The sequence below is a fragment of the Serratia sp. TSA_105.2 genome, assembly GCF_052692115.1.
Genome location: NZ_JBQZFT010000001.1, coordinates 232432 through 252299 on the forward strand (window position 1 = coordinate 232432; position 19868 = coordinate 252299).

Genomic DNA, 19868 nt, shown 5'->3' on the forward strand with positions numbered 1-19868 from the left:
GTCGTGGCCGCCGCTTTTTTTCTCAGGCGCGCCGTTTTTCCGACAACGCCAGCCACGCCTGCACCGACGGGCGCTGCCACTGCTTGTGCGCATAGTGGCGCACGCGCTCCGGCACCGGATCGCCGTGTATCACCAGCCGGTTGAGCATCAGCGCCAGATCGGTGTCGGCGATGCACCACTCCCTGAATACATTGTCCTGTCCGTGGCTCAGCAGCTTTTCGACGGCGTCGATCAGCTTGCGCGCGGCCTCTTGCGCGGTTTCGGACAGCGGCGGGAACTTACCGTTGTTGAATACCGCCTCGGTCGAGCGCTCAGCGCGGATCGGCAGCAGATCGCTGCGCAGCCAGGCCTGGATCTCACGCGCTTTGGCGCGCAGCTTTACGTCGCGCGGGTATACGGCGTGGGCCGGATGGATGTCTTCCAGGTATTCGGCGATCGCCGAAGACTCCGAGAGCTGGAACTCGCCGATCGCCAGCGTCGGCACCCGGCAGGTGAGCGACAGCGCCGCGTAGGCTGCCTCTTTGTTCTCTTCTTTCGCCAGATCCACCGTCTTCACGGTGAACGGAATGCCTTTTTCCGTCAGCACGACAAAGGCGGACATGGCGTACGGGCTGAAAAATTCACTGTCGGTGTAAAGCTCGATGATCGGTTGAGACATCGGCGGTTCCTCGGGGTTAAGGGGGGAACATTGATCATTGTTGAGGGGAGGCTAAAAATCAATCTGTTAGCCTAAAAGTTCTTGGGCGGCGCGGTTTACGGCGCCGTGAGTTCCTTCAGGATGATGTGATATATTTGTTGCCAACACGTGAATTGAGCCGTATTGGGTAACATGAAAACGCAGTGGATAGAACGAGTGAAAGTGGGATGTGCGCGCCTGTGGCCGCACCCGCTGGCGGTGGGCAAGCGAGAGATGCTGATTTCCAGCGTCGGCGCCGGTTTGGGGCTGATGCTCGCCGGCTGGATCAGCCACTTTGTTTTGGGCGAGGTGAACCTGTGGTTTATCGCGCCGATGGGCGCCTCGGCGGTGTTGCTGTTCGGCGTGCCCAACAGCCCGTTGGCGCAGCCCTGGTCGATCGTCGGCGGCAATGCGCTGGCGGCGACGGTGGGGGTCAGTGCCGGTCTGTTGATCCCCGATCCGGGCCTGGCCTGCGGCATAGCGGCGGCGGTGGCCATCGGCCTGATGTTCAAGCTGCGCTGCCTGCATCCCCCGGGTGGCGCGGTGGCGCTGACCGCCATCCTCGGCGGCCCCGGTATTCACCAGATGGGCTATGACTTCGTGCTGTACCCGGTGCTGCTGAACTCGGTGCTGCTGGCGGCGCTGGCCATTCTGTTCAACAACCTGGCCGGGCGACGCTACCCGCACGCGCTGGCGCCGGCGGAGGCCAAACCGGCCAATCTGCCGATCGATGCCGTGTCCATCACCCGCGCCGATCTGCACGAGGCGCTGATGGAGGGGGACCTGTTCGATATCGACGAGGACGATCTGCAGGAGATCCTGCTGCGCGCCGAGCAGCTGGCGCATCAGCGGCAAAGCAAGACCGCCTGATCAGCCCAACGTTTTGCGGTAAAACACCACCCGTTCCGTTTCGGCAAAGCCCAGCGCCGCATGCAGGCGCTGGGAGTCCAGATTGGCGATATCGGTATCCGACGCCAGCTCGCTGCACCCCTGCTGCTTGGCCCACTCCTGCACCTGCGCGATCAGGCGCGCGGCCCAGCCTTGGCGGCGGGCGCGTTCGACGGTGTAAATCCCTTCCAGAAATGCCACCGGCGACGATTCGCAGCCGTTGACGTAATCGTAGCGCAGCGCGATCTCGGCAAAGCCAACGAAATCGCCGTCCAGTCCCCGCGCCATAAACGCGGTGTGGTGCGGCGAAGCCAATATTTCACGCATCTCCGCGCGGTGTTCTTCCAACGGGCAGGTGGGCCACAGCGCTGAGCGCAGCGCCAGCCAGGCGTCGAGGTTGTCGTGGTCGCAGTTGACGATCATGCAGGGGCCTTATGAGTCGGAATAAATCAGGAATGCCGAGAGAGAAGTGTGGCACGGCGGCGGGAAACAAAAAAGCCACCCCGGGCAGGATGGCTTGTAAGGCCGTGAAAACAGCTAAAATTTGGTGGCCCCTGTTGGGTTTGAACCAACGACCAAGCGATTATGAGTCGCCTGCTCTAACCACTGAGCTAAGGGGCCAAGCCGCGAGATTATAGGGAATCCTTAAGCGGCGGTCTACTGTTACCCGCCCGTATGTTGCTTTTCTGCACAGTTCTAGCCTGTTGTAATTGCTGGCGGATTTTGCGATAACCGCAGTAAATCCCTGCAATGGACTCACGACACTCATGGAACTTCTGGCGCCTAACCTGCGGGTGGTGTTTTGCGGCATCAACCCCGGCCTTTCTTCCGCCCATCAGGGCTACCCTTTCGCCAACGGCAGCAATCGCTTCTGGAAGGTGATCCATCAGGCCGGCTTTACCGAGCGCCAGCTGGCGCCGGAGCAGTGGCAGCAGCTGAAGGATAACGGCTGCGGCATTACCGCGCTGGTGGCGCGCCCGACGGTGGCGGCCAGCGAGCTGTCGCGCGACGAGCTGCGCAGTGGCGGCGAGGTGCTGCAAGAGAAAATCCTGCGCTATCAGCCGCGCGCGCTGGCGATTTTGGGCAAGCAGGCGTTCACCACCGCCTTCGGGGTGAAAAACGCGCCCTGGGGCAAACAGGCGCTGATGCTGGGGGAGACCGAGGTGTGGGTATTGCCTAACCCCAGCGGATTGAATCGCGCCACGCTGGAGCAGCTTACCGCCAGCTATCGCGAGCTGTTCCTGGCGTTGCAATGATGCGGCGGGGCGTATTCAGGGCATAAAAAAACCCCGGCAGGCCGGGGTTTTTGTTTTGGGTGCGGCAGCCGGACTTAGTCGTCCAGGAAGCTGCGCAGCACTTCGGAGCGGCTCGGGTGACGCAGCTTGCGCAGTGCCTTGGCTTCGATCTGACGAATACGCTCACGGGTAACGTCAAACTGCTTGCCGACCTCTTCCAGCGTGTGGTCGGTGTTCATGTCGATACCGAAACGCATGCGCAGCACTTTCGCTTCGCGCGCGGTCAGGCCGGCCAGCACGTCGTGGGTGGCGGAACGCAGGCTTTCCGAGGTCGCGGAATCCAGCGGCAGCTCGAGGGTGGTATCCTCGATGAAGTCGCCCAGATGCGAATCTTCGTCGTCGCCGATCGGCGTTTCCATCGAGATTGGCTCTTTGGCGATCTTCAGCACCTTGCGGATCTTGTCTTCCGGCATCAGCATGCGCTCGGCCAGCTCTTCCGGCGTCGGCTCGCGGCCCATCTCTTGCAGCATCTGGCGCGAAATACGGTTGAGCTTGTTGATGGTCTCAATCATATGCACCGGAATACGGATGGTGCGCGCCTGGTCGGCGATGGAGCGGGTGATAGCCTGACGGATCCACCAGGTGGCGTACGTCGAGAACTTATAGCCGCGGCGGTATTCGAACTTGTCTACCGCTTTCATCAGGCCGATGTTGCCTTCCTGGATCAGATCCAGGAACTGCAGGCCGCGGTTGGTATATTTCTTGGCGATGGAAATAACCAGACGCAGGTTGGCCTCAACCATCTCTTTCTTCGCGCGGCGGGCTTTCGCTTCACCGATCGACATGCGACGGTTGATGTCTTTGACCTGCTCGATGGTCAGGCCGGTTTCTTCTTCGATCTGACGCAGTTTCTGCAGGCTGCGCTGCACGTCCTCGGCCACGTCTTTCAGCTTTTCCGACCATGGCTTGGCCATCGCCAGCGCGGCTTCGAACCAGGAATCGCTGGTTTCGTTGCCGGCGAACAGGGTGACGAAGTTCTTCTTCGGCATTTTGCACTGTTCAACGCACAGCTTCATGATGATACGTTCTTGGGTGCGAACGCGATCCATCATGGTGCGCATGCTGTTGACCAGGAAGTCGAACTGTTTCGGCACCAGGCGGAACTGCTTGAACACTTCAGACAGCTTCAGGATCTCTTCCGCGGCGCTGGCATGGCTGCGGCCGTTCTTCTTGATCACCAGACGGGTCGTTTCGTACTGATCGCGCAGATCGGCGAACTTCTGACGCGCCAGCTCAGGATCGATGCTGTTGTCGTCTTCGGTGTCGTCGTCTTCGTCGTCTTCGTCTTCTTCGTCGTCGTCTTGCTCTTCGCTCGACAGCTCAGAACCGATGTGGGTCGCGGTGGGGGCGATGTCCTCTTCCGCGTTAGGATCGACGAAGCCGGTGATCAGATCGGACAGGCGCGCTTCGCCCGCTTCGACGCGATCGTACTGCTCAAGCAGATAGGTAATGGCTTCCGGGTATTCGGCAACCGAGCACTGCACCTGGTTGATGCCGTCTTCGATGCGCTTGGCGATGTCGATTTCGCCTTCGCGCGTCAGCAGTTCGACGGTACCCATTTCGCGCATATACATGCGCACCGGGTCGGTGGTGCGGCCGATTTCGGATTCCACGCTGGACAGAACCTGTGCGGCGGCTTCTTCCGCATCTTCGTCCGTGCTGTTCGAGTTTTCGGCGAGCAGCAGGTCATCGGCGTCCGGTGCTTCTTCCATCACCTGGATGCCCATGTCGTTAATCATCTGGATGATGTCTTCGATCTGATCGGAGTCGACGATATCTTCCGGCAGATGGTCATTGACCTCAGCATAGGTCAGATAGCCTTGCTCCTTACCACGGGTGACAAGTAGCTTCAGCTGTGACTGCGGGTTTTGCTCCATAAGACGGTATCCACACTTCAGAGTATTTAGGTTGGTGTCGGTCGGCGAAACCGCCAACAATAGCATTTGGGGCGTTTTCGTTATCGCCGCGGCCCACTATGGCGGCACTGTGCAGGGCTCTGCCCTCGCAATTATCGGCACTTAAGCCGTTTGGTATTCAGTTTTTCTTTCCAGCTCTTGACTCGTTGATCATACGAACTTCTTCTCGCTCTGAGGGGCTCAAGCCCTGCGTACGGGAGAGTGCCAGCAACTCTTCTAACCGTATTTCGAGCACAGAGTCGAACATATGATTCAGGGAGTCCAGAAAGGTTCTTTCTGCAATCTCTGTATCTGATATATCGTTCCAGGCAGACAAAGTTTCAAGGTTAGCGCTGAACTTTGTATCCCGATATTCTTCCAGAATCTGGCCCGTTTTTATTCCAGGTTGAGCCAGGCAAAGGCTCACCAGCTCGCTGAACAGCGGCAGGCCTGGTAGTTTGGCGTGTTGCAACCCTTCAAGAGAAGGTACAAGTGTAGCCAACTGCGGATTTTGCACCAGTAACCCTATCAGTATACGCATGGTTGTGCGTTTTAGCTGGGGCGCCTGATAAGGATGCGCATTTTCCGCCTGCTTGGGCATCAGCTTGTCGAGCTGGCTGTCGTCCAGCAGCCCCAGCTTGTTGCCGAGCTCCTGGCGCAGGTACAAGCGCAACGTTTCGCCCGGCACCTGCGTAATCAGCGGCAGCGCCAGCGTGCTCAGCTTGGCACGCCCGTCCGGGCTGCTCAGATCCACCTGCGGCAGCAGGCTTTCGAACAGGAACGTGGACAGCGGCTGCGCCTGCTCCATTCGCTGTTCGAAGGCTTCTTTGCCTTCCTTGCGCACCAGGGTGTCCGGATCTTCGCCGTCGGGCAAAAACATGAACCGCAGCTGGCGCCCGTCGTTCAGGTACGGCAGCGCGGTTTCCAGCGCTCGCCAGGCCGCTTCGCGGCCGGCGCGGTCGCCGTCGTAACAGCAGACGACGTTGTCGGTGGCGCGGAACAGCAGCTGAATGTGTTCAGCCGTCGTCGAGGTTCCGAGCGAGGCGACGGCATAATCGATGCCGAATTGCGCCAACGCCACCACGTCCATATACCCTTCCACCACCAGCAGCCGCTGGAGGGTAGGGTGGTTCTGCTGTGCTTCATACAGGCCATACAGCTGGCGGCCCTTATGGAAAACTTCGGTTTCCGGCGAGTTCAGGTACTTCGGCATACCGTCGCCCAATACGCGGCCGCCGAAGGCGATCACGCGCCCGCGTTTGTCGCGGATGGGGAACATCACCCGTTCGCGGAAACGGTCGTACGAACGCCCCTGATCGTTAGTCACCAGCATGCCGGCATCGTTCAATGCGCGGCGCGAGTCGGCGTCGCGGCCGAAACGCTTCAGGGCGTTGTCCCATCCCGCCGGCGCGAAGCCGATGGCGAAATGGCGAATAACGTCGTCACTTAATCCGCGCTGCTGCAAATAGCTGCGTGCCGGTGCCCCGGAGGACTGCTGCAGTGACTGTTGATAGAACGCGCTGAGCTGCTCCATCAGTTGGTACAGGCTCTGGCGCTGATGGCGTTCGATCTGGGTTGGCCCGGTGCCCGCTTCGTAAGGCACTTCCAGCCCGTGCATGGTCGCCAGCTCTTCGATGGTTTCGACAAACTCGAGTCGGTCGTAATTCATCAAAAAATCGACGGCGTTGCCGTGCGCACCACACCCAAAACAGTGATAAAACTGCTTTTCGCCATTAACGGTAAAGGAAGGCGTCTTTTCGTGGTGGAACGGACAGCACGCGTGGTAGTTCTTGCCTTGCTTCTTGAGCTTCACGCGGGCGTCGATCAGGTCGACGATGTCGGTGCGAGCCAGCAAGTCATTGATAAATACGCGCGGAATTCGTCCAGCCATAAGCCCTTACTTCATTAGCCTATAAACGAGAACAAGCCGCGCATTCCTTTCGGAAAGCACGGCCTTCGTATGCAACTACTCGGTCTGCGCGATTTTGAAAATCAGAAATTCACGCGGTGGGGTTGCCCCCGAAGAATTAATACAGACGAGTGCGGCGTGCGTTTTCGCGAGCCAGTTTCTTCGCGTGACGTTTCACAGCAGAAGCTTTAGCGCGTTTACGTTCGGTAGTTGGTTTTTCATAAAACTCACGACGACGAACTTCAGCTAAAACACCCGCTTTTTCGCAAGAGCGTTTGAAACGACGCAGAGCAACGTCAAATGGCTCGTTTTCACGTACTTTAATTACCGGCATGTGCCTCTCACCTCAATAAAATTCGGTTTGTTGCTGGCCAAGCGCCAGCCTTTTCAAAATGGTGCGGAATTTTACTCCAATGGATGCTGCTTTGTAAAGCATCACCGCAAATTGAAACCCGCGTCGCTCTGCCGCAACGTGCGCAATTTTGCACCGGGCGCTGATTATAGACTAATCAGAAAAAAATGCTCGTCTTTAATCGCCTGGGCATTTTCTGGATGAATCATCGACATAGGTGCGAGCCGGTGACAAGATGCGCGGCACCGGCGGTAAATGCGGCGGAATGTGGTAGACTGGCGGCCGCACGTGAATGATGGGAAATGTAATGCGAGTACTGGGTATAGAAACGTCCTGCGATGAAACCGGAATTGCAGTGTATGACGATCAAACCGGTTTGTTGGCCAACCAATTATACAGCCAGGTGAAGCTGCACGCCGACTACGGCGGCGTGGTGCCGGAACTGGCCTCCCGCGATCACGTGCGCAAAACCGTGCCGCTGATTCAGGCAGCGCTGAAAGAGGCCAACCTGACCCCGGCCGACATCGACGGCGTGGCCTACACTGCCGGGCCAGGCCTGGTGGGGGCGCTGTTGGTCGGCGCTACCGTGGGGCGCGCGCTGGCGTTCGCCTGGAACGTGCCGGCGGTGCCGGTGCACCATATGGAAGGCCACCTGCTGGCACCGATGCTGGAAGACAACCCGCCGGCGTTCCCGTTCGTCGCGCTGCTGGTCTCCGGCGGCCATACTCAACTGATCAGCGTCACCGGCATCGGTGAGTATGAACTGCTGGGCGAATCGATCGACGATGCCGCCGGCGAAGCGTTCGACAAAACCGCCAAGCTGCTCGGCCTGGATTACCCCGGCGGGCCGATGCTGTCTAAGATGGCGCAGCAGGGCACGGCGGGACGTTTCACCTTCCCGCGGCCGATGACCGATCGTCCGGGCCTGGACTTCAGCTTCTCCGGGCTGAAAACCTTCGCCGCCAACACCATTCGTTCCAACGGCAACGACGATCAGACGCGTGCCGACATCGCCCGCGCCTTCGAGGATGCGGTGGTGGATACGCTGGCAATCAAGTGCAAACGCGCGCTGGAGCAGACCGGTTTTAAACGCCTGGTGATGGCCGGCGGCGTGAGCGCCAACCGTACGTTGCGCGCCAAGCTGGCGGAGATGATGCACAAGCGCGGTGGGGAAGTGTTCTATGCCCGCCCGGAATTTTGCACCGACAACGGCGCGATGATCGCCTATGCCGGCATGGTGCGCCTGAAGAGCGGCGCCAGCCCGGAACTGAGCGTTTCGGTGCGGCCGCGCTGGCCGCTGGCGGAACTGCCTGCGGTATAAAGCAAAGGGCCGGATAATCCGGCCCTTCTGTTATTCGTCTTTCGGCTGGTCGCCGTTATCCGTATCCGCGTCGTTTTTCTTCTTGCGGAACTTGCCCCAAATCTTGCCTTCCTGGCCGCGCCACAGGCGCTGGATATTGTCGTGATGCCGCATCAGGATCAGGCAGGAGAGCATCGCCACCGGGAAGGTGAACTGCGGTTTGAACCACCAGACGTAGAACGGGGCGATCAGCGCGCTGACGATAGCGCCGAGCGAAGAGTAGCCGCTGAGCAACACCGTCAGCAGCCAGGTGCCGGTCATCAGGCCGGTCAGATCCCAACCGATAGGCGCGATGGCGCCAAACGCCGTCGCCACGCCTTTACCGCCGCGAAAGTGGAAGAACACCGGATAGATGTGCCCCAGGCAGGCGGCGATCGCCGTCAGGCCGAGGTACAGCGGCGGCACATCGAGTTTGTAGGCCAGCCAGACCGGCAACATCCCTTTCAGAATATCGAACACCAACACCGCCGCCGCCGCAAGCCGGCCGCCGATGCGCAGGACGTTGGTCGCCCCGGGGTTTCCTGAGCCATGCTCACGCGGGTCCGGCAGCCTGGCGATCCGGCAAACCAGGATCGCGCTCGAAATCGAGCCGCACAGATACGCGAAGATAATCATGCCAAGCGCGGTAGCACTCATAACGCGGTTCCGTTTAATAATGGTCGTTTTACTCGCAACATCTATGGATAATACGCACATTCCGCTGGAAGTGGTATCCGGCAAGGCCAAAAACAGAGAATGACGTGATGGATATCGTATTTATTGAAGAGCTTACCGTAATTACCACCATTGGCGTTTATGAGTGGGAACAGGGCATTCGTCAGAAGCTGGTGTTCGATATCGAAATGGGCTGGGATAACCGGCCGGCCGCCGCCAGCGATGACGTAACCGACTGTCTGAGCTATGCCGACGTCAGCGACGCCGTGATCCGGCACGTTGAGTCGAACCGCTTCGCGCTGGTGGAACGCGTGGCGGAGGAAATATCCGAAATTTTGCTTCAGCGCTTCAATTCCCCCTGGGTCCGTATTAAGGTCAGCAAACCGGGCGCTGTAGCACATGCCAGTCGGGTCGGCGTGATCATTGAGCGCGGTACTCGTCCCGCATAATTTTATGTCATCTGCTTGCAACGAAAGACCGTTAACCTGGTCTTAATCCTGAGAATTGTTTTAGCGGCATTGTCTTTAAACACTGCCGCTTTTTTATGTGATAGCCGTTATTTATAGGGTGATCGAAGCACATGGCTGACATGCATTCACTGTTTATTGCGTTTGTTCTTGGGGTTGTCGAGGGGTTAACCGAATTTCTGCCGGTGTCTTCCACCGGGCATATGATTATCGTTGGCGAGTGGCTGGGCTTTACCGGCGACAAAGCCAAAACCTTTGAAGTCATCATCCAACTGGGGTCGATCCTGGCCGTGGTGGTGATGTTCTGGCGCCGGCTGTTCGGCCTGATCGGTATCCATTTCGGCGGCAAGCCGGTGGAGCACGAGGGCAAAACCAGCGGCCAACTGAAGCTGGGGCACATCCTGCTGGCGATGATCCCGGCGGTGGTGCTGGGTCTGGCCTTCCATGATTTCATCAAGTCGCTGTTCGCGCCGAAAAACGTGATGTATGCGTTGGTGGTCGGCGGCCTGCTGCTGCTGGCGGCGGAATGGCTGAAGCCGAAGAAACCGAGCGCGGAAGGGCTGGATGACATCACCTACCGCCAGGCGTTCATGATCGGCTGCTTCCAGTGCCTGGCGCTGTGGCCGGGCTTCTCCCGTTCGGGTTCCACTATCGCCGGCGGTATGCTGGTGGGCGTGAACCGCTATGCGGCGTCCGAGTTCTCCTTCATTTTGGCGGTGCCGATGATGATTGGCGCCAGCGGCCTGGATCTGTACAAGAGCCTGCACTTCCTGACCTGGGGCGATCTGCCGATGTTCGCCGTCGGTTTCGTAACGGCCTTCGTGGTGGCGCTGATTGCGATCAAGACCTTCCTGTCGCTGATCAAGCGCATCTCGTTCGTGCCGTTCGCCATCTACCGCTTTATCGTGGCGGCCGTGGTTTACATGGTATTCCTGTAAGCCCGACGCCAAGAAAAAACCCCGCTCTGCGGGGTTTTTTTATGCCTGATCGTTGATAATCGTTTGGCTGAGTTTCCAGTCGGCCAGCGCCTGCTGGCGGCGGCGTTTGAGCTCATCGCGGATCGCGGTGCCCTGCAGCCCGCTGGCGACCACTTCTTTAATCGATACCGCGTTCGCCACCTGATACGCCTGACGCAGATAGTCGCCCTGCGGATAAGGGTTTTCCTCAAAGCCGGTACGGCCACGCGCGTCCGCTTCGCTGGCCAGGATAATCTGCTCCAGCCTTTGGGGCTTGCGCCAGACGTCGATGGCGTCGAACAGCTTCAGCAGGGTTTCCGGCCGCAGCTTGTTCACGGTGTGGATCAGATCATGGTACTCGGCCACCAGCTTGCTCAGATCGCGCACCGGGTTGGGCACCCGCAGTCGCTGGCACAGCGCTTCGACCAGCCGCACGCCTGCCGGGCCGTGGCCGTGGTGATGCGGCCAGAACGCTTTCGGCGTCAACCCCTTGCCGAGGTCATGGCACAGGGTGGCGAAGCGCACGTCCACCTCCGGCGTGAGGCGGGCGGCAATCGCCAACGCCATCAGCGTGTGCACGCCGGTGTCGATCTCCGGGTGCCACTTGGCGGGGGCCGGTACGCCGAACAGCGCGTCGATTTCCGGGAACAGCACCGCCAGCGCATCACAGTCGCGCAGCACCTGAAAATAGACCTGCGGGCTCTGGCTTTGCAGCGCCTTTTCGGTTTCCTTCCAGACGCGTTCGGCGGTCAGCGCAGCCAGTTCACCGCTATGCGCCATTTGGCGCATCAGGGCGCGCGTTTCGTCGGCGATGTGAAAACCCAGGTGGGCGAAGCGGGCAGTGAAGCGGGCCACGCGCAGTACGCGCAGCGGATCTTCGCCAAACGCGTCGGAAACGTGGCGCAGCACGCGCGCCTGCAGATCGGCCACGCCGCCGTAAGGATCAATCAGTTCCCCTTCGGCGGAGCGGGCGATGGCGTTGATGGTCAGATCGCGCCGCAGCAGATCTTCTTCCAGCGTGACGTCCGGCGCGGCATAGCAGGTAAAACCGGTGTACCCCTGGCCGGATTTGCGCTCGGTGCGCGCCAGCGCGTACTCCTCATGAGAATCGGGGTTGAGGAACACCGGGAAATCTTTGCCGACCTGTTGGTAGCCCAATGCCAGCAGCTCCGCCGGCGTGGCGCCCACCACCACCCAATCATGATCGACTACCGGGATGTTGAGCAGGCTGTCGCGAACGGCGCCGCCGACCAGATAAATCTGCACTGTTGACTCCTGAATATCGTGTAAGGCTCTGTCTATCAGATTACATGAATTGGCTGCGGGATGTCGGCACCAATGAAAAGGGCGCCCGCAGGCGCCCATACTCAAACTGAACGATACTGAGATCAGTTCATCCAGCGATTGTTGTTCTTGCGGCGCGGGATCAGGTGCGGCAACAGCAGGCCCAGCAGCAAACCGACGCCGGCGACGCCGCCGCCGTACATGAACCACTGCAGGATAATGGTGCGCTGCTTATCGTCGAGCTGCAGGTTAACGGCGTTGACCTTCTTCTGTGCGACCACCAGCTGGTTTTTCAGATCCTGGTTTTCCTTCTGCAGGCTGCTGATGGTGCTGTCGCTGCCCGCGACTTTTTCCTGCATTTCCGAGGTACGCTGGTTCCAGGTGTTATCGATGTTGGCCAGCTTGTCGGTCAGGGTTTTCACCTGCTGCTCCAGCTCGGGCACGCGGGTGCGCAGGCTTGGCGTCTGGCTGAGCTGATCGAGCGGGAGCCAGGTGGTGCGCCCTTTCGGATCGCGGATCTGGCCGTAGTTGGTGCTGTCGTTGACGCTCAATAGGGTGACTTCTTCACCGGCGTTCAGAGTGCCGACAATACGGTACTGATTACCTGGGCCGCTATGGACGTAAGTGCTTAACTCATCGGAGATATAGCGTTTATCTTCGGCATGTGCGGCCCAAGTGATGCTGAAGCTCAGCGCGGCAAGGCAAATCAGGCGTAATTTCTGCATTAGTTCATCGTTTCTGGGTGAATTTATGGAACGATAGTAGAGGGTTCAGTCTGACGACGCAACGCCAAAACCGGAATGAGAACTATCTTACTGTGGCTGATTCTGTGAGTTGCGCAGCGTTTTATAACGTAACAGGTTTTTTCTACAGTTAGCAGGGTTAAGGCACCGGGAATCGCGGTAAGATAACGGCAACTGTGCGTCAGTGGGCAGCATACGGCGGGCCGAACGCGCCGCGCTGAAACCGACGTGAATGCATAACTTATTGGTGTTAAAGAATTATGACCGTTGAAATTGAACTGAAATTTATCGCCGCGCCGCAAGCGGTGGCCGCTTTGCCGCAATGGCTCGCCGCCTGGCCGCATCAGCATTCCGAGCCGCAAAAGCTGACCAACATTTACTTCGAAACGGCCGACAACTTCCTGCGCCGTCACGACATGGGGCTGCGCATTCGCGGTTTCGACGATCGCTATGAGATGACCATCAAAACCGCCGGTAAAGTGGTGGGCGGCCTGCACCAGCGCCCGGAATACAATGTCGCTATCGCCGAGCCGCAGCTGGTGCTGGCGCAGTTTCCTGCCGACATTTGGCCGCAGGATTGCGATATCGCAGCGTTGCAGCAGGCGTTGCAACCGCTGTTCCGTACCGATTTCGTGCGTGAGAAGTGGGTGGTTACTTACGGCCAAAGCGAGATCGAGATTGGCCTGGACCAGGGCGAGGTGCGTGCCGGTGACCTCAGCGAAGCCCTGAGCGAGATCGAGCTGGAGTTGTTGAAAGGCGATACCGCCGATCTGCTGGCGTTGGCCGGTGAGCTGGCGGCGCACGACGGGCTGCGTCAGGGCAGCCTGAGCAAGGCGGCGCGCGGTTACCATCTGGCGCAGGGCAATCCGCCGCGCGAGATGCGCCCGCTGCAGGTGCTGAAGCCGGCGGCCAAGGCGACCGTAGAGCAGGGGATGATCGCCGCCTTCGAGCTGGCGCTGAGCCACTGGCAGTACCACGAAGAGCTGTGGCTACGCGGCGACGCGCAGGCGCGCGCCTCGGTGGTTGAGGCGGTCGGAACGATCCGCCAGGCGCTGGTGATTTTCGGCGGTTTGGTGCCGCGCAAGGCCAGCGCCGATCTGCGCGCCCGCCTGACCGAGCTCGAGCCGCTGTTGGCGGACAAAGCCGCACAGCCAGAGACCCTGTGCTACAGCACGGCCTATCTGCAATGTAAGTTGGCGCTCACATCATGGCTGGTGAGCGGCGCCTGGCGGCCGTTTATCGATGCCAAAGCGCAGGCCAAGCTGGACGGTTCTTTCAAGCGCTTCAGCGACATCATGCTGGGGCGCAGCAGCGCGGAGCTGAAAGAAGCCTTCAGCCGTACGCTGAACGAAGATGAATATCAGGAACAATTGCCGCGACTGACGCGTCAGATTTCGGCGCTGGTCCTGCTGTCGGGCGCCTATCCCGACGAGCAGACCGGGCCTTATATCGAGGCCTGGCGTGAGCTGCAGGCAGCGCTGAGCGAGCGCCGCCAGGGCTGGTATGAAGCCAGCCGCAAACAGGCCTTATCGCATGCGCCATTCTGGTTAAACGGCGCGCTTCGTTAATCCAGCCGGCCCGCCAGCCGTGGGCCGCAGAACGGGTCATACACTATGTCGCCACTTTCAGCCGCGTTGCAGGCTCAGGCACAGCAGGTTGTGCAGCGTTTTCAGGAAGTTCACGGCGCGGACTGCGCCTTTAGCGAACAGGAGCAGTGGGTGCTGGCGTCGAGCGATTTCGTCAGCGACGCGCTGCTTGCCCAGCCGGCCTGGCTGGCGACGCTGCGCGAACAGCCGCCGGCGCCCGGCGAGTGGCAACACTATGCTGCCTGGCTGCAGGACGAGCTGGAAGAGGTGCGCGATGAGGCGCAGCTGATGCGCACGCTGCGTCTGTTTCGCCGTGAAACGCTGGTGCGCATTGCCTGGGTGCAGGCTCAGGGGCTGTGTTCGACCGAAGAAACGCTGCTGCAGCTGAGCGGATTGGCGGAAACGCTGATCGTTAGCGCGCGCGACTGGCTGTACCAAACCTGCTGCCGCGAGTGGGGCACGCCGTGCAACGCCGCCGGTGAACCGCAGCCGCTGCTGATCCTCGGCATGGGCAAGCTGGGCGGCGGCGAGCTGAATTTCTCGTCGGATATCGATCTGATCTTCGCCTACCCGGAAAACGGCCAGACCCAGGGCGGGCGGCGCGAGCTGGACAATGCCCAGTTCTTCACCCGCCTCGGCCAGCGGCTGATCAAGGCGCTGGATCAGCAGACTATCGACGGCTTCGTCTATCGCGTCGACATGCGGCTGCGGCCGTTCGGCGACAGCGGCCCGTTGGTGATGAGCTTCGCGGCGCTGGAAGATTACTATCAGGAGCAGGGGCGCGACTGGGAGCGCTATGCGATGGTGAAGGCGCGCCTGATGGGCGGCGCGGAAGACGCTTACAGCCAGGAGCTGCGTAAAACGCTGCGGCCATTCGTGTTCCGCCGCTATATCGATTTCAGCGTCATCCAGTCGTTGCGCAACATGAAGGGCATGATCGCCCGTGAAGTGCGGCGTCGCGGCCTGAAGGACAACATCAAGCTGGGCGCCGGCGGCATTCGCGAAATCGAATTCATCACCCAGGTATTCCAGCTGATCCGCGGCGGCCGCGAGCCGGCGCTGCAGGGGCGTTCGCTGCTGCCGACGCTGCAGGCGGTGGGGGAGCTGGGGCTGCTGGAGGCCGAGCAGGTGCGGGCGCTGAGCGCCGCCTACCTGTTCCTGCGGCGGCTGGAGAATCTGCTGCAGGCGATCGGCGATCAGCAAACCCAGACGCTGCCGCAGGATGCGCTCGATCAGGCGCGGCTGGCCTACGGCATGGGGCTGGCGGATTGGCCGGCGCTGATGGCGGCGCTGGAGCTGCACATGCAGGCGGTGCGCGCCGTGTTCGATGACCTGATAGGTGATGATAGCCCGGATGTCGGCGAAGATCCCGACTATCAGCACTACCACAGCCTGTGGCAGGACGCGCTGGAGGAAAACGAGCTGGCGCCACTGACGCCGCACCTGGACGAAGAGGGGCGCCGACAGATGCTGCGCACCATCGCCGATTTCCGCCATGACGTCGACAAACGCACCATCGGCCCGCGCGGCCGCGACGTGCTCGATCAGCTGATGCCGCGCCTGCTGGCGGAGGTATGCCCGCGCCAGGACGCGCCGACCGCGCTGGTGCGGCTGGCGCAGCTGCTGCTCAGCATCGTCACCCGCACCACCTACCTCGAGCTGCTGGTAGAGTATCACGCGGCACTCAGCCATCTGATCCGCCTGTGCGCCGCGTCGCCGATGGTTGCCAACCAGCTGTCGCGCTACCCGCTGTTACTGGACGAACTGCTGGATCCGGCCACGCTGTATCAGCCGGTGGCGCTGGACGCCTACCGCAGCGAGCTGCGCCAGTACCTGCTACGGGTGCCGGAAGACGACGAAGAGCAAAAGCTGGAGGCGCTGCGCCAGTTCAAGCAGGCGCAGCAGCTGCGCATCGCCGCGGCGGATATCGCCGGCGCGCTGCCGGTGATGAAAGTGAGCGACCACCTGACTTATCTGGCGGAGGCGATCATCGACGCGGTGGTGCAACAGGCCTGGAGCGACATGGTGGCGCGCTACGGCCAGCCGACCCATCTGCAGGAGCGTGAAGGGCGCGGCTTTGCGGTGATCGGCTACGGCAAGCTGGGCGGCTGGGAGCTGGGTTACAGTTCCGATCTCGATCTGGTGTTCCTGCTGGATTGCCCGCCGGAGGTGATGACCGACGGCGATCGCTGCATCGACGGCCGTCAGTTCTACCTGCGGCTTGCGCAGCGGGTGATGCATCTGTTCAGCACCCGCACCTCCTCCGGCATTCTGTATGAGGTGGACGCGCGCCTGCGGCCTTCCGGCGCTGCGGGGATGTTGGTCAGCACCGTCGAGGCGTTCGCCGACTACCAGCAAAACGAAGCCTGGACCTGGGAGCATCAGGCCCTGGTGCGCGCGCGCATCGTGCATGGCGATCCGGCGCTGCATCAGCAGTTCGATGCGATCCGGCGCGAGATCCTGTGCAAAACGCGTGATGCGGAGATCCTGAAGCGCGAAGTGCGCGAGATGCGCGAAAAGATGCGCAACCATCTCGGCAACAAGCAGCGCGATCTGTTTGATATCAAAACCGATGAGGGCGGCATTACCGACATCGAATTTATCGCCCAATATCTGGTCTTACGCTATGCGCCGGGTGAACCGCGGCTGACGCGTTGGTCGGACAACGTGCGCATCTTCGAGCTGATGGCCAATTACGACATCATGCCGGAAGAGGAGGCGCGCGCGTTGACCCAGGCCTATGTCACCATGCGCGACGAGATCCACCATCTGGCGCTGCAGGAGCATTCCGGCAAGGTCGGTAGCGAACTGTTCGCCGCCGAGCGCGAGCAGGTGCGCGCCAGCTGGGCCAAATGGCTGGATTAATACCTTTTTGCGGGTATTCCGGCGGTCTGTGGTAATATCTGCGCCACTAAAATTTTGTACTTTTTTGGAGTTATCGGATGAAAGTTACGCTGCCTGATTTTCGCCGCGCCGGTGTGCTGGTGGTCGGTGACGTCATGTTGGATCGCTATTGGTATGGGCCGACCAGCCGCATTTCACCGGAAGCCCCGGTGCCGGTGGTCAAGGTCGATACCATCGAAGAGCGTCCCGGCGGCGCGGCTAACGTGGCGATGAACATCGCTTCGCTGGGGGCCACTTCCCGCCTGGTGGGCCTGACCGGCATCGACGATGCGGCGCGGGCGCTGAGCGCCAAACTGAATGAAGTCAACGTGCGCTGCGACTTCGTCTCGGTGCCGACCCATCCGACCATCACCAAGCTGCGCGTGCTGTCGCGCAACCAGCAGCTGATCCGTCTCGACTTCGAAGAAGGCTTCTCCAACGTCGATCCGCAGCCGATGCTGGAGCGCATTCAGCAGGCGCTGCCGCAGATCGGCGCGCTGGTGCTGTCCGATTACGCCAAGGGCGCGCTCAGCCAGGTGCAGGGCATGATCCAACTGGCGCGCGCCGCCAAGGTACCGGTGCTGATCGATCCGAAAGGCTCTAACTTCGAGCGCTATCGCGGCGCGACGCTGCTGACGCCGAACCTGTCCGAGTTCGAAGCGGTGGTGGGCCACTGCAAGGATGAGGCGGAACTGGTGGAACGCGGCATGAAGCTGGTGGCGGATTTTGAGCTGTCGGCGCTGTTGGTCACCCGTTCCGAACACGGCATGACGCTGCTGCAGCCGGGCGTTGAGCCGCTGCACCTGCCGACCCAGGCGCAGGAAGTGTTCGATGTGACCGGCGCGGGCGACACCGTGATCGGCGTGCTGGCCGCCTCGCTGGCCGCCGGTAATTCGCTGGAAGAGTCCTGTTTCCTGGCCAACGCCGCCGCCGGCGTGGTGGTGGGCAAGCTCGGTACTTCCACCGTGTCGCCCATCGAGTTGGAAAACGCGGTGCGCGGCCGTGCCGAAACCGGTTTTGGCGTGATGACCGAAGCGCAGTTGAAGCATGCCGTGGCGCAGGCGCGTCAGCGCGGCGAAAAAGTGGTGATGACCAACGGCATCTTCGACATTTTGCATGCCGGCCACGTCTCTTATCTGGCCAACGCCCGCAAGCTGGGCGACCGCCTGATCGTGGCGGTGAACAGCGATGCGTCGACCAAACGCCTGAAAGGGGAAACACGCCCGGTCAACGCGCTGGAGAATCGGATGATCGTGCTGGGCGCGCTGGAAGCGGTGGATTGGGTGGTGCCGTTCGAAGAGGATACGCCGCAGCGCTTGATCGCCGACATCCTGCCGGATCTGCTGGTGAAAGGCGGTGATTACAAACCGGAAGAGATTGCCGGCAGTGCGGAAGTGTGGGCCAACGGCGGCGATGTCAAAGTGCTGAACTTTGAAGACGGGCTGTCGACCACCAACATCATCAAAGCGATTAAAGACGGGCGCGGCTAACGCCGAGCGACCTAAAGAACAAGGGCGCGCGGTTCAGGTGCGCGCCCTTGGCGGGAATTTATTCGTCTTCCTGCTTGGCGGCTGGTGCCGCGCTCAGTTTGCTTTCCAGCTCGGCCATGCGCTGTTCCAACAGCGCCAGCTTCTCGCGGGTGCGCAACAGCACCTGAGTCTGTACGTCGAACTCTTCGCGGTTAACCAAATCCAGGCGGGTCAGCTGCGACTGCAGGACCTGACGGATTTTTTTCTCAACGTCTTCCCCGAATTCACGAACGCCTTTAGGCATGGACTCATGAACCTGGCGTGCGATTTGTTCGATTTTTTTCGGGTCAATCATGGCGTATCCCTTTCAGAGTTTAATAGCTGCCGCTTAGTGTAATGCGAGTTGCCCGCCGGATAAACCATTAAGCGCATTCGCCGTGCGTGGCCGAATTGTGCTTTTGCCAATTGCCCTGCCTACCCATTAGCGTTATAGTCATCCTGCTTATTCTCAGGGCGGGGTGAAAGTCCCCACCGGCGGTAAATCACCTTCTACGGTGAAAGCCCGCGAGCGCTCAGTCAGCCCGTCAGGGCCGGTTAGAGGTCAGCAGATCCGGTGTAATTCCGGGGCCGACGGTTATAGTCCGGATGGGAGAGAGTAACGGTATCTGCCGGGCTTGCGCCCGCTTGCGTTATTTTTTTAGCTATTGCTAGCTACTCCTCAAGATCGCCCTGGTTCTGGTAATCCATAATTTTTTAATGAGGTTTTTTACCATGAATCAGACGCTACTTTCAGACTTCGGCACGCCGACAGAACGCGTTGAACGCGCGATCGACGCACTGCGCAACGGGCGCGGCGTAATGGTGCTCGATGATGAAAACCGTGAAAACGAAGGTGACATGATCTTCGCCGCGGAAACCATGACCGTTGAGCAGATGGCGCTGACCATTCGCCACGGCAGCGGTATCGTGTGCTTGTGCATCACCGAAGAACGCCGTCAGCAGCTTGAGCTGCCGATGATGGTGACCAACAACTCCAGTCAGTTCCAGACCGCCTTCACCGTGACCATCGAAGCGGCGCAGGGTGTGACCACCGGGGTTTCCGCTTCCGATCGCCTGACCACCATCCGTGCGGCGGTGGCAGACAGCGCCAAGCCGAGCGACCTGAACCGTCCGGGCCACGTATTCCCGCTGCGCGCGCAGCCGGGCGGCGTGCTGAGCCGTCGCGGCCACACCGAAGCGACCATCGATCTGGTTTCCATGGCCGGTTTCAAACCTGCCGGCGTGCTGTGTGAGCTGACCAACGACGATGGCAGCATGGCGCATGCGCCGGAAGTGATTACCTTCGCCAAACAGCACGACATGGTGGTGCTGACCATCGAAGATCTGGTGGCCTACCGCCAGGCGCACGAGAAAAAAGCCAGCTGATAGCCGGCCGCTTTCAACGATAAAAA

At 60.4% G+C, this 19868-nt stretch carries 18 protein-coding genes, 1 tRNA gene and 1 riboswitch; of the genes, 9 read left to right on the forward strand and 10 right to left on the reverse strand.

Annotated elements, in window-relative coordinates; translation table 11 throughout:
* Positions 1-22 precede the first annotated feature (22 nt).
* Positions 23-658 (reverse strand): glutathione transferase, encoded by a 636-nt coding sequence (gene yfcF, locus ACUTSC_RS01010; protein WP_197767511.1) that lies wholly within the window; start codon positions 656-658, stop codon positions 23-25.
* A 171-nt stretch (positions 659-829) separates the two neighbouring features.
* Between yfcF and ACUTSC_RS01015 the strand changes: the two genes are divergently transcribed.
* The gene (locus ACUTSC_RS01015) at positions 830-1546 is read left to right on the forward strand and encodes an HPP family protein (RefSeq protein WP_197767611.1); all 717 of its coding nucleotides are present in this window, start codon (positions 830-832) and stop codon (positions 1544-1546) included.
* Here the strand turns inward: ACUTSC_RS01015 and aac(6') are convergent, their stop codons facing one another.
* The gene (aac(6'), locus tag ACUTSC_RS01020; RefSeq protein ID WP_197767510.1) at positions 1547-1987 is read right to left on the reverse strand and encodes an aminoglycoside 6'-N-acetyltransferase; all 441 of its coding nucleotides are present in this window, start codon (positions 1985-1987) and stop codon (positions 1547-1549) included.
* 122 nt (positions 1988-2109) lie between these two features.
* A tRNA-Ile gene (locus tag ACUTSC_RS01025) sits at positions 2110-2185 on the reverse strand.
* 146 nt (positions 2186-2331) lie between these two features.
* On the opposite strand from ACUTSC_RS01025, the gene mug reads away from it, so the two are divergent.
* Positions 2332-2820, forward strand: a complete 489-nt coding sequence (gene mug / locus ACUTSC_RS01030; RefSeq protein WP_060419767.1) for a G/U mismatch-specific DNA glycosylase — start codon at positions 2332-2334, stop codon at positions 2818-2820.
* 74 nt (positions 2821-2894) lie between these two features.
* On the opposite strand, the gene rpoD is transcribed toward mug, so the two are convergent.
* The 3 genes from rpoD to rpsU all read right to left on the reverse strand — a co-directional run bounded on the left by rpoD (position 2895) and on the right by rpsU (position 6997).
* Positions 2895-4736: an RNA polymerase sigma factor RpoD gene (rpoD, locus tag ACUTSC_RS01035; protein WP_063988654.1), complete on the reverse strand. Its 1842-nt coding sequence runs from the start codon at positions 4734-4736 to the stop codon at positions 2895-2897.
* A 157-nt stretch (positions 4737-4893) separates the two neighbouring features.
* On the reverse strand, positions 4894-6645 hold the full coding sequence (dnaG, locus tag ACUTSC_RS01040; protein ID WP_197767502.1) for a DNA primase: 1752 nt from the start codon (positions 6643-6645) through the stop codon (positions 4894-4896).
* Positions 6646-6781: 136 nt separating this feature from the next.
* Entirely contained in the window at positions 6782-6997 is a 216-nt protein-coding gene (rpsU, locus tag ACUTSC_RS01045) for a 30S ribosomal protein S21 (RefSeq protein WP_001144069.1), read from the reverse strand.
* A gap of 325 nt (positions 6998-7322) precedes the next feature.
* Between rpsU and tsaD the strand changes: the two genes are divergently transcribed.
* Entirely contained in the window at positions 7323-8336 is a 1014-nt protein-coding gene (gene tsaD, locus ACUTSC_RS01050; protein WP_049198481.1) for a tRNA (adenosine(37)-N6)-threonylcarbamoyltransferase complex transferase subunit TsaD, read from the forward strand.
* A gap of 30 nt (positions 8337-8366) precedes the next feature.
* On the opposite strand, the gene plsY is transcribed toward tsaD, so the two are convergent.
* Positions 8367-9011, reverse strand: a complete 645-nt coding sequence (gene plsY / locus ACUTSC_RS01055; RefSeq protein ID WP_197767501.1) for a glycerol-3-phosphate 1-O-acyltransferase PlsY — start codon at positions 9009-9011, stop codon at positions 8367-8369.
* Between the two features lie 107 nt (positions 9012-9118).
* On the opposite strand from plsY, the gene folB reads away from it, so the two are divergent.
* Together folB and bacA are read left to right on the forward strand one after the other, a co-directional pair.
* The gene (gene folB / locus ACUTSC_RS01060; protein WP_197767500.1) at positions 9119-9478 is read left to right on the forward strand and encodes a bifunctional dihydroneopterin aldolase/7,8-dihydroneopterin epimerase; all 360 of its coding nucleotides are present in this window, start codon (positions 9119-9121) and stop codon (positions 9476-9478) included.
* A gap of 131 nt (positions 9479-9609) precedes the next feature.
* Complete coding sequence (gene bacA, locus ACUTSC_RS01065; RefSeq protein WP_004937204.1) at positions 9610-10434, forward strand: undecaprenyl-diphosphate phosphatase; 825 nt, start codon at positions 9610-9612, stop codon at positions 10432-10434.
* A 39-nt stretch (positions 10435-10473) separates the two neighbouring features.
* On the opposite strand, the gene ACUTSC_RS01070 is transcribed toward bacA, so the two are convergent.
* Both ACUTSC_RS01070 and ACUTSC_RS01075 read right to left on the reverse strand, forming a co-directional pair.
* Positions 10474-11718, reverse strand: a complete 1245-nt coding sequence (locus tag ACUTSC_RS01070) for a multifunctional CCA addition/repair protein (protein WP_197767499.1) — start codon at positions 11716-11718, stop codon at positions 10474-10476.
* Between the two features lie 122 nt (positions 11719-11840).
* A complete protein-coding gene (locus tag ACUTSC_RS01075) occupies positions 11841-12461 on the reverse strand; it encodes a TIGR04211 family SH3 domain-containing protein (RefSeq protein ID WP_197767498.1) in 621 nt (206 codons plus the stop codon).
* A gap of 278 nt (positions 12462-12739) precedes the next feature.
* On the opposite strand from ACUTSC_RS01075, the gene ACUTSC_RS01080 reads away from it, so the two are divergent.
* The 3 genes from ACUTSC_RS01080 to hldE all read left to right on the forward strand — a co-directional run bounded on the left by ACUTSC_RS01080 (position 12740) and on the right by hldE (position 18438).
* Positions 12740-14047 (forward strand): CYTH domain-containing protein, encoded by a 1308-nt coding sequence (locus tag ACUTSC_RS01080; protein WP_197767497.1) that lies wholly within the window; start codon positions 12740-12742, stop codon positions 14045-14047.
* 45 nt (positions 14048-14092) lie between these two features.
* Entirely contained in the window at positions 14093-16930 is a 2838-nt protein-coding gene (gene glnE, locus ACUTSC_RS01085; protein WP_197767496.1) for a bifunctional [glutamate--ammonia ligase]-adenylyl-L-tyrosine phosphorylase/[glutamate--ammonia-ligase] adenylyltransferase, read from the forward strand.
* 77 nt (positions 16931-17007) lie between these two features.
* The gene (gene hldE / locus ACUTSC_RS01090) at positions 17008-18438 is read left to right on the forward strand and encodes a bifunctional D-glycero-beta-D-manno-heptose-7-phosphate kinase/D-glycero-beta-D-manno-heptose 1-phosphate adenylyltransferase HldE (protein ID WP_197767495.1); all 1431 of its coding nucleotides are present in this window, start codon (positions 17008-17010) and stop codon (positions 18436-18438) included.
* A 58-nt stretch (positions 18439-18496) separates the two neighbouring features.
* Here hldE and ubiK read toward each other — a convergent pair whose 3' ends face one another.
* Complete coding sequence (ubiK, locus tag ACUTSC_RS01095; RefSeq protein WP_004937216.1) at positions 18497-18772, reverse strand: ubiquinone biosynthesis accessory factor UbiK; 276 nt, start codon at positions 18770-18772, stop codon at positions 18497-18499.
* Positions 18773-18917: 145 nt separating this feature from the next.
* A riboswitch (FMN riboswitch) is annotated at positions 18918-19078 on the forward strand.
* Between the two features lie 110 nt (positions 19079-19188).
* Between ubiK and ribB the strand changes: the two genes are divergently transcribed.
* On the forward strand, positions 19189-19842 hold the full coding sequence (ribB, locus tag ACUTSC_RS01100) for a 3,4-dihydroxy-2-butanone-4-phosphate synthase (protein ID WP_004937218.1): 654 nt from the start codon (positions 19189-19191) through the stop codon (positions 19840-19842).
* Positions 19843-19868: the final 26 nt, after the last annotated feature.

Bases quoted from the DNA above. Each gene is read 5' to 3' on its own strand.
- yfcF (WP_197767511.1), bottom strand. From the start codon at position 658: ATGTCTCAACCGATCATCGAGCTTTACACCGACAGTGAATTTTTCAGC.
- ACUTSC_RS01015 (WP_197767611.1), top strand. From the start codon at position 830: ATGAAAACGCAGTGGATAGAACGAGTGAAAGTGGGATGTGCGCGCCTG.
- mug (WP_060419767.1), top strand. From the start codon at position 2,332: ATGGAACTTCTGGCGCCTAACCTGCGGGTGGTGTTTTGCGGCATCAAC.
- rpoD (WP_063988654.1), bottom strand. From the start codon at position 4,736: ATGGAGCAAAACCCGCAGTCACAGCTGAAGCTACTTGTCACCCGTGGT.
- dnaG (WP_197767502.1), bottom strand. From the start codon at position 6,645: ATGGCTGGACGAATTCCGCGCGTATTTATCAATGACTTGCTGGCTCGC.
- rpsU (WP_001144069.1), bottom strand. From the start codon at position 6,997: ATGCCGGTAATTAAAGTACGTGAAAACGAGCCATTTGACGTTGCTCTG.
- tsaD (WP_049198481.1), top strand. From the start codon at position 7,323: ATGCGAGTACTGGGTATAGAAACGTCCTGCGATGAAACCGGAATTGCA.
- plsY (WP_197767501.1), bottom strand. From the start codon at position 9,011: ATGAGTGCTACCGCGCTTGGCATGATTATCTTCGCGTATCTGTGCGGC.
- folB (WP_197767500.1), top strand. From the start codon at position 9,119: ATGGATATCGTATTTATTGAAGAGCTTACCGTAATTACCACCATTGGC.
- bacA (WP_004937204.1), top strand. From the start codon at position 9,610: ATGGCTGACATGCATTCACTGTTTATTGCGTTTGTTCTTGGGGTTGTC.
- ACUTSC_RS01075 (WP_197767498.1), bottom strand. From the start codon at position 12,461: ATGCAGAAATTACGCCTGATTTGCCTTGCCGCGCTGAGCTTCAGCATC.
- ACUTSC_RS01080 (WP_197767497.1), top strand. From the start codon at position 12,740: ATGACCGTTGAAATTGAACTGAAATTTATCGCCGCGCCGCAAGCGGTG.
- glnE (WP_197767496.1), top strand. From the start codon at position 14,093: ATGTCGCCACTTTCAGCCGCGTTGCAGGCTCAGGCACAGCAGGTTGTG.
- hldE (WP_197767495.1), top strand. From the start codon at position 17,008: ATGAAAGTTACGCTGCCTGATTTTCGCCGCGCCGGTGTGCTGGTGGTC.
- ubiK (WP_004937216.1), bottom strand. From the start codon at position 18,772: ATGATTGACCCGAAAAAAATCGAACAAATCGCACGCCAGGTTCATGAG.
- ribB (WP_004937218.1), top strand. From the start codon at position 19,189: ATGAATCAGACGCTACTTTCAGACTTCGGCACGCCGACAGAACGCGTT.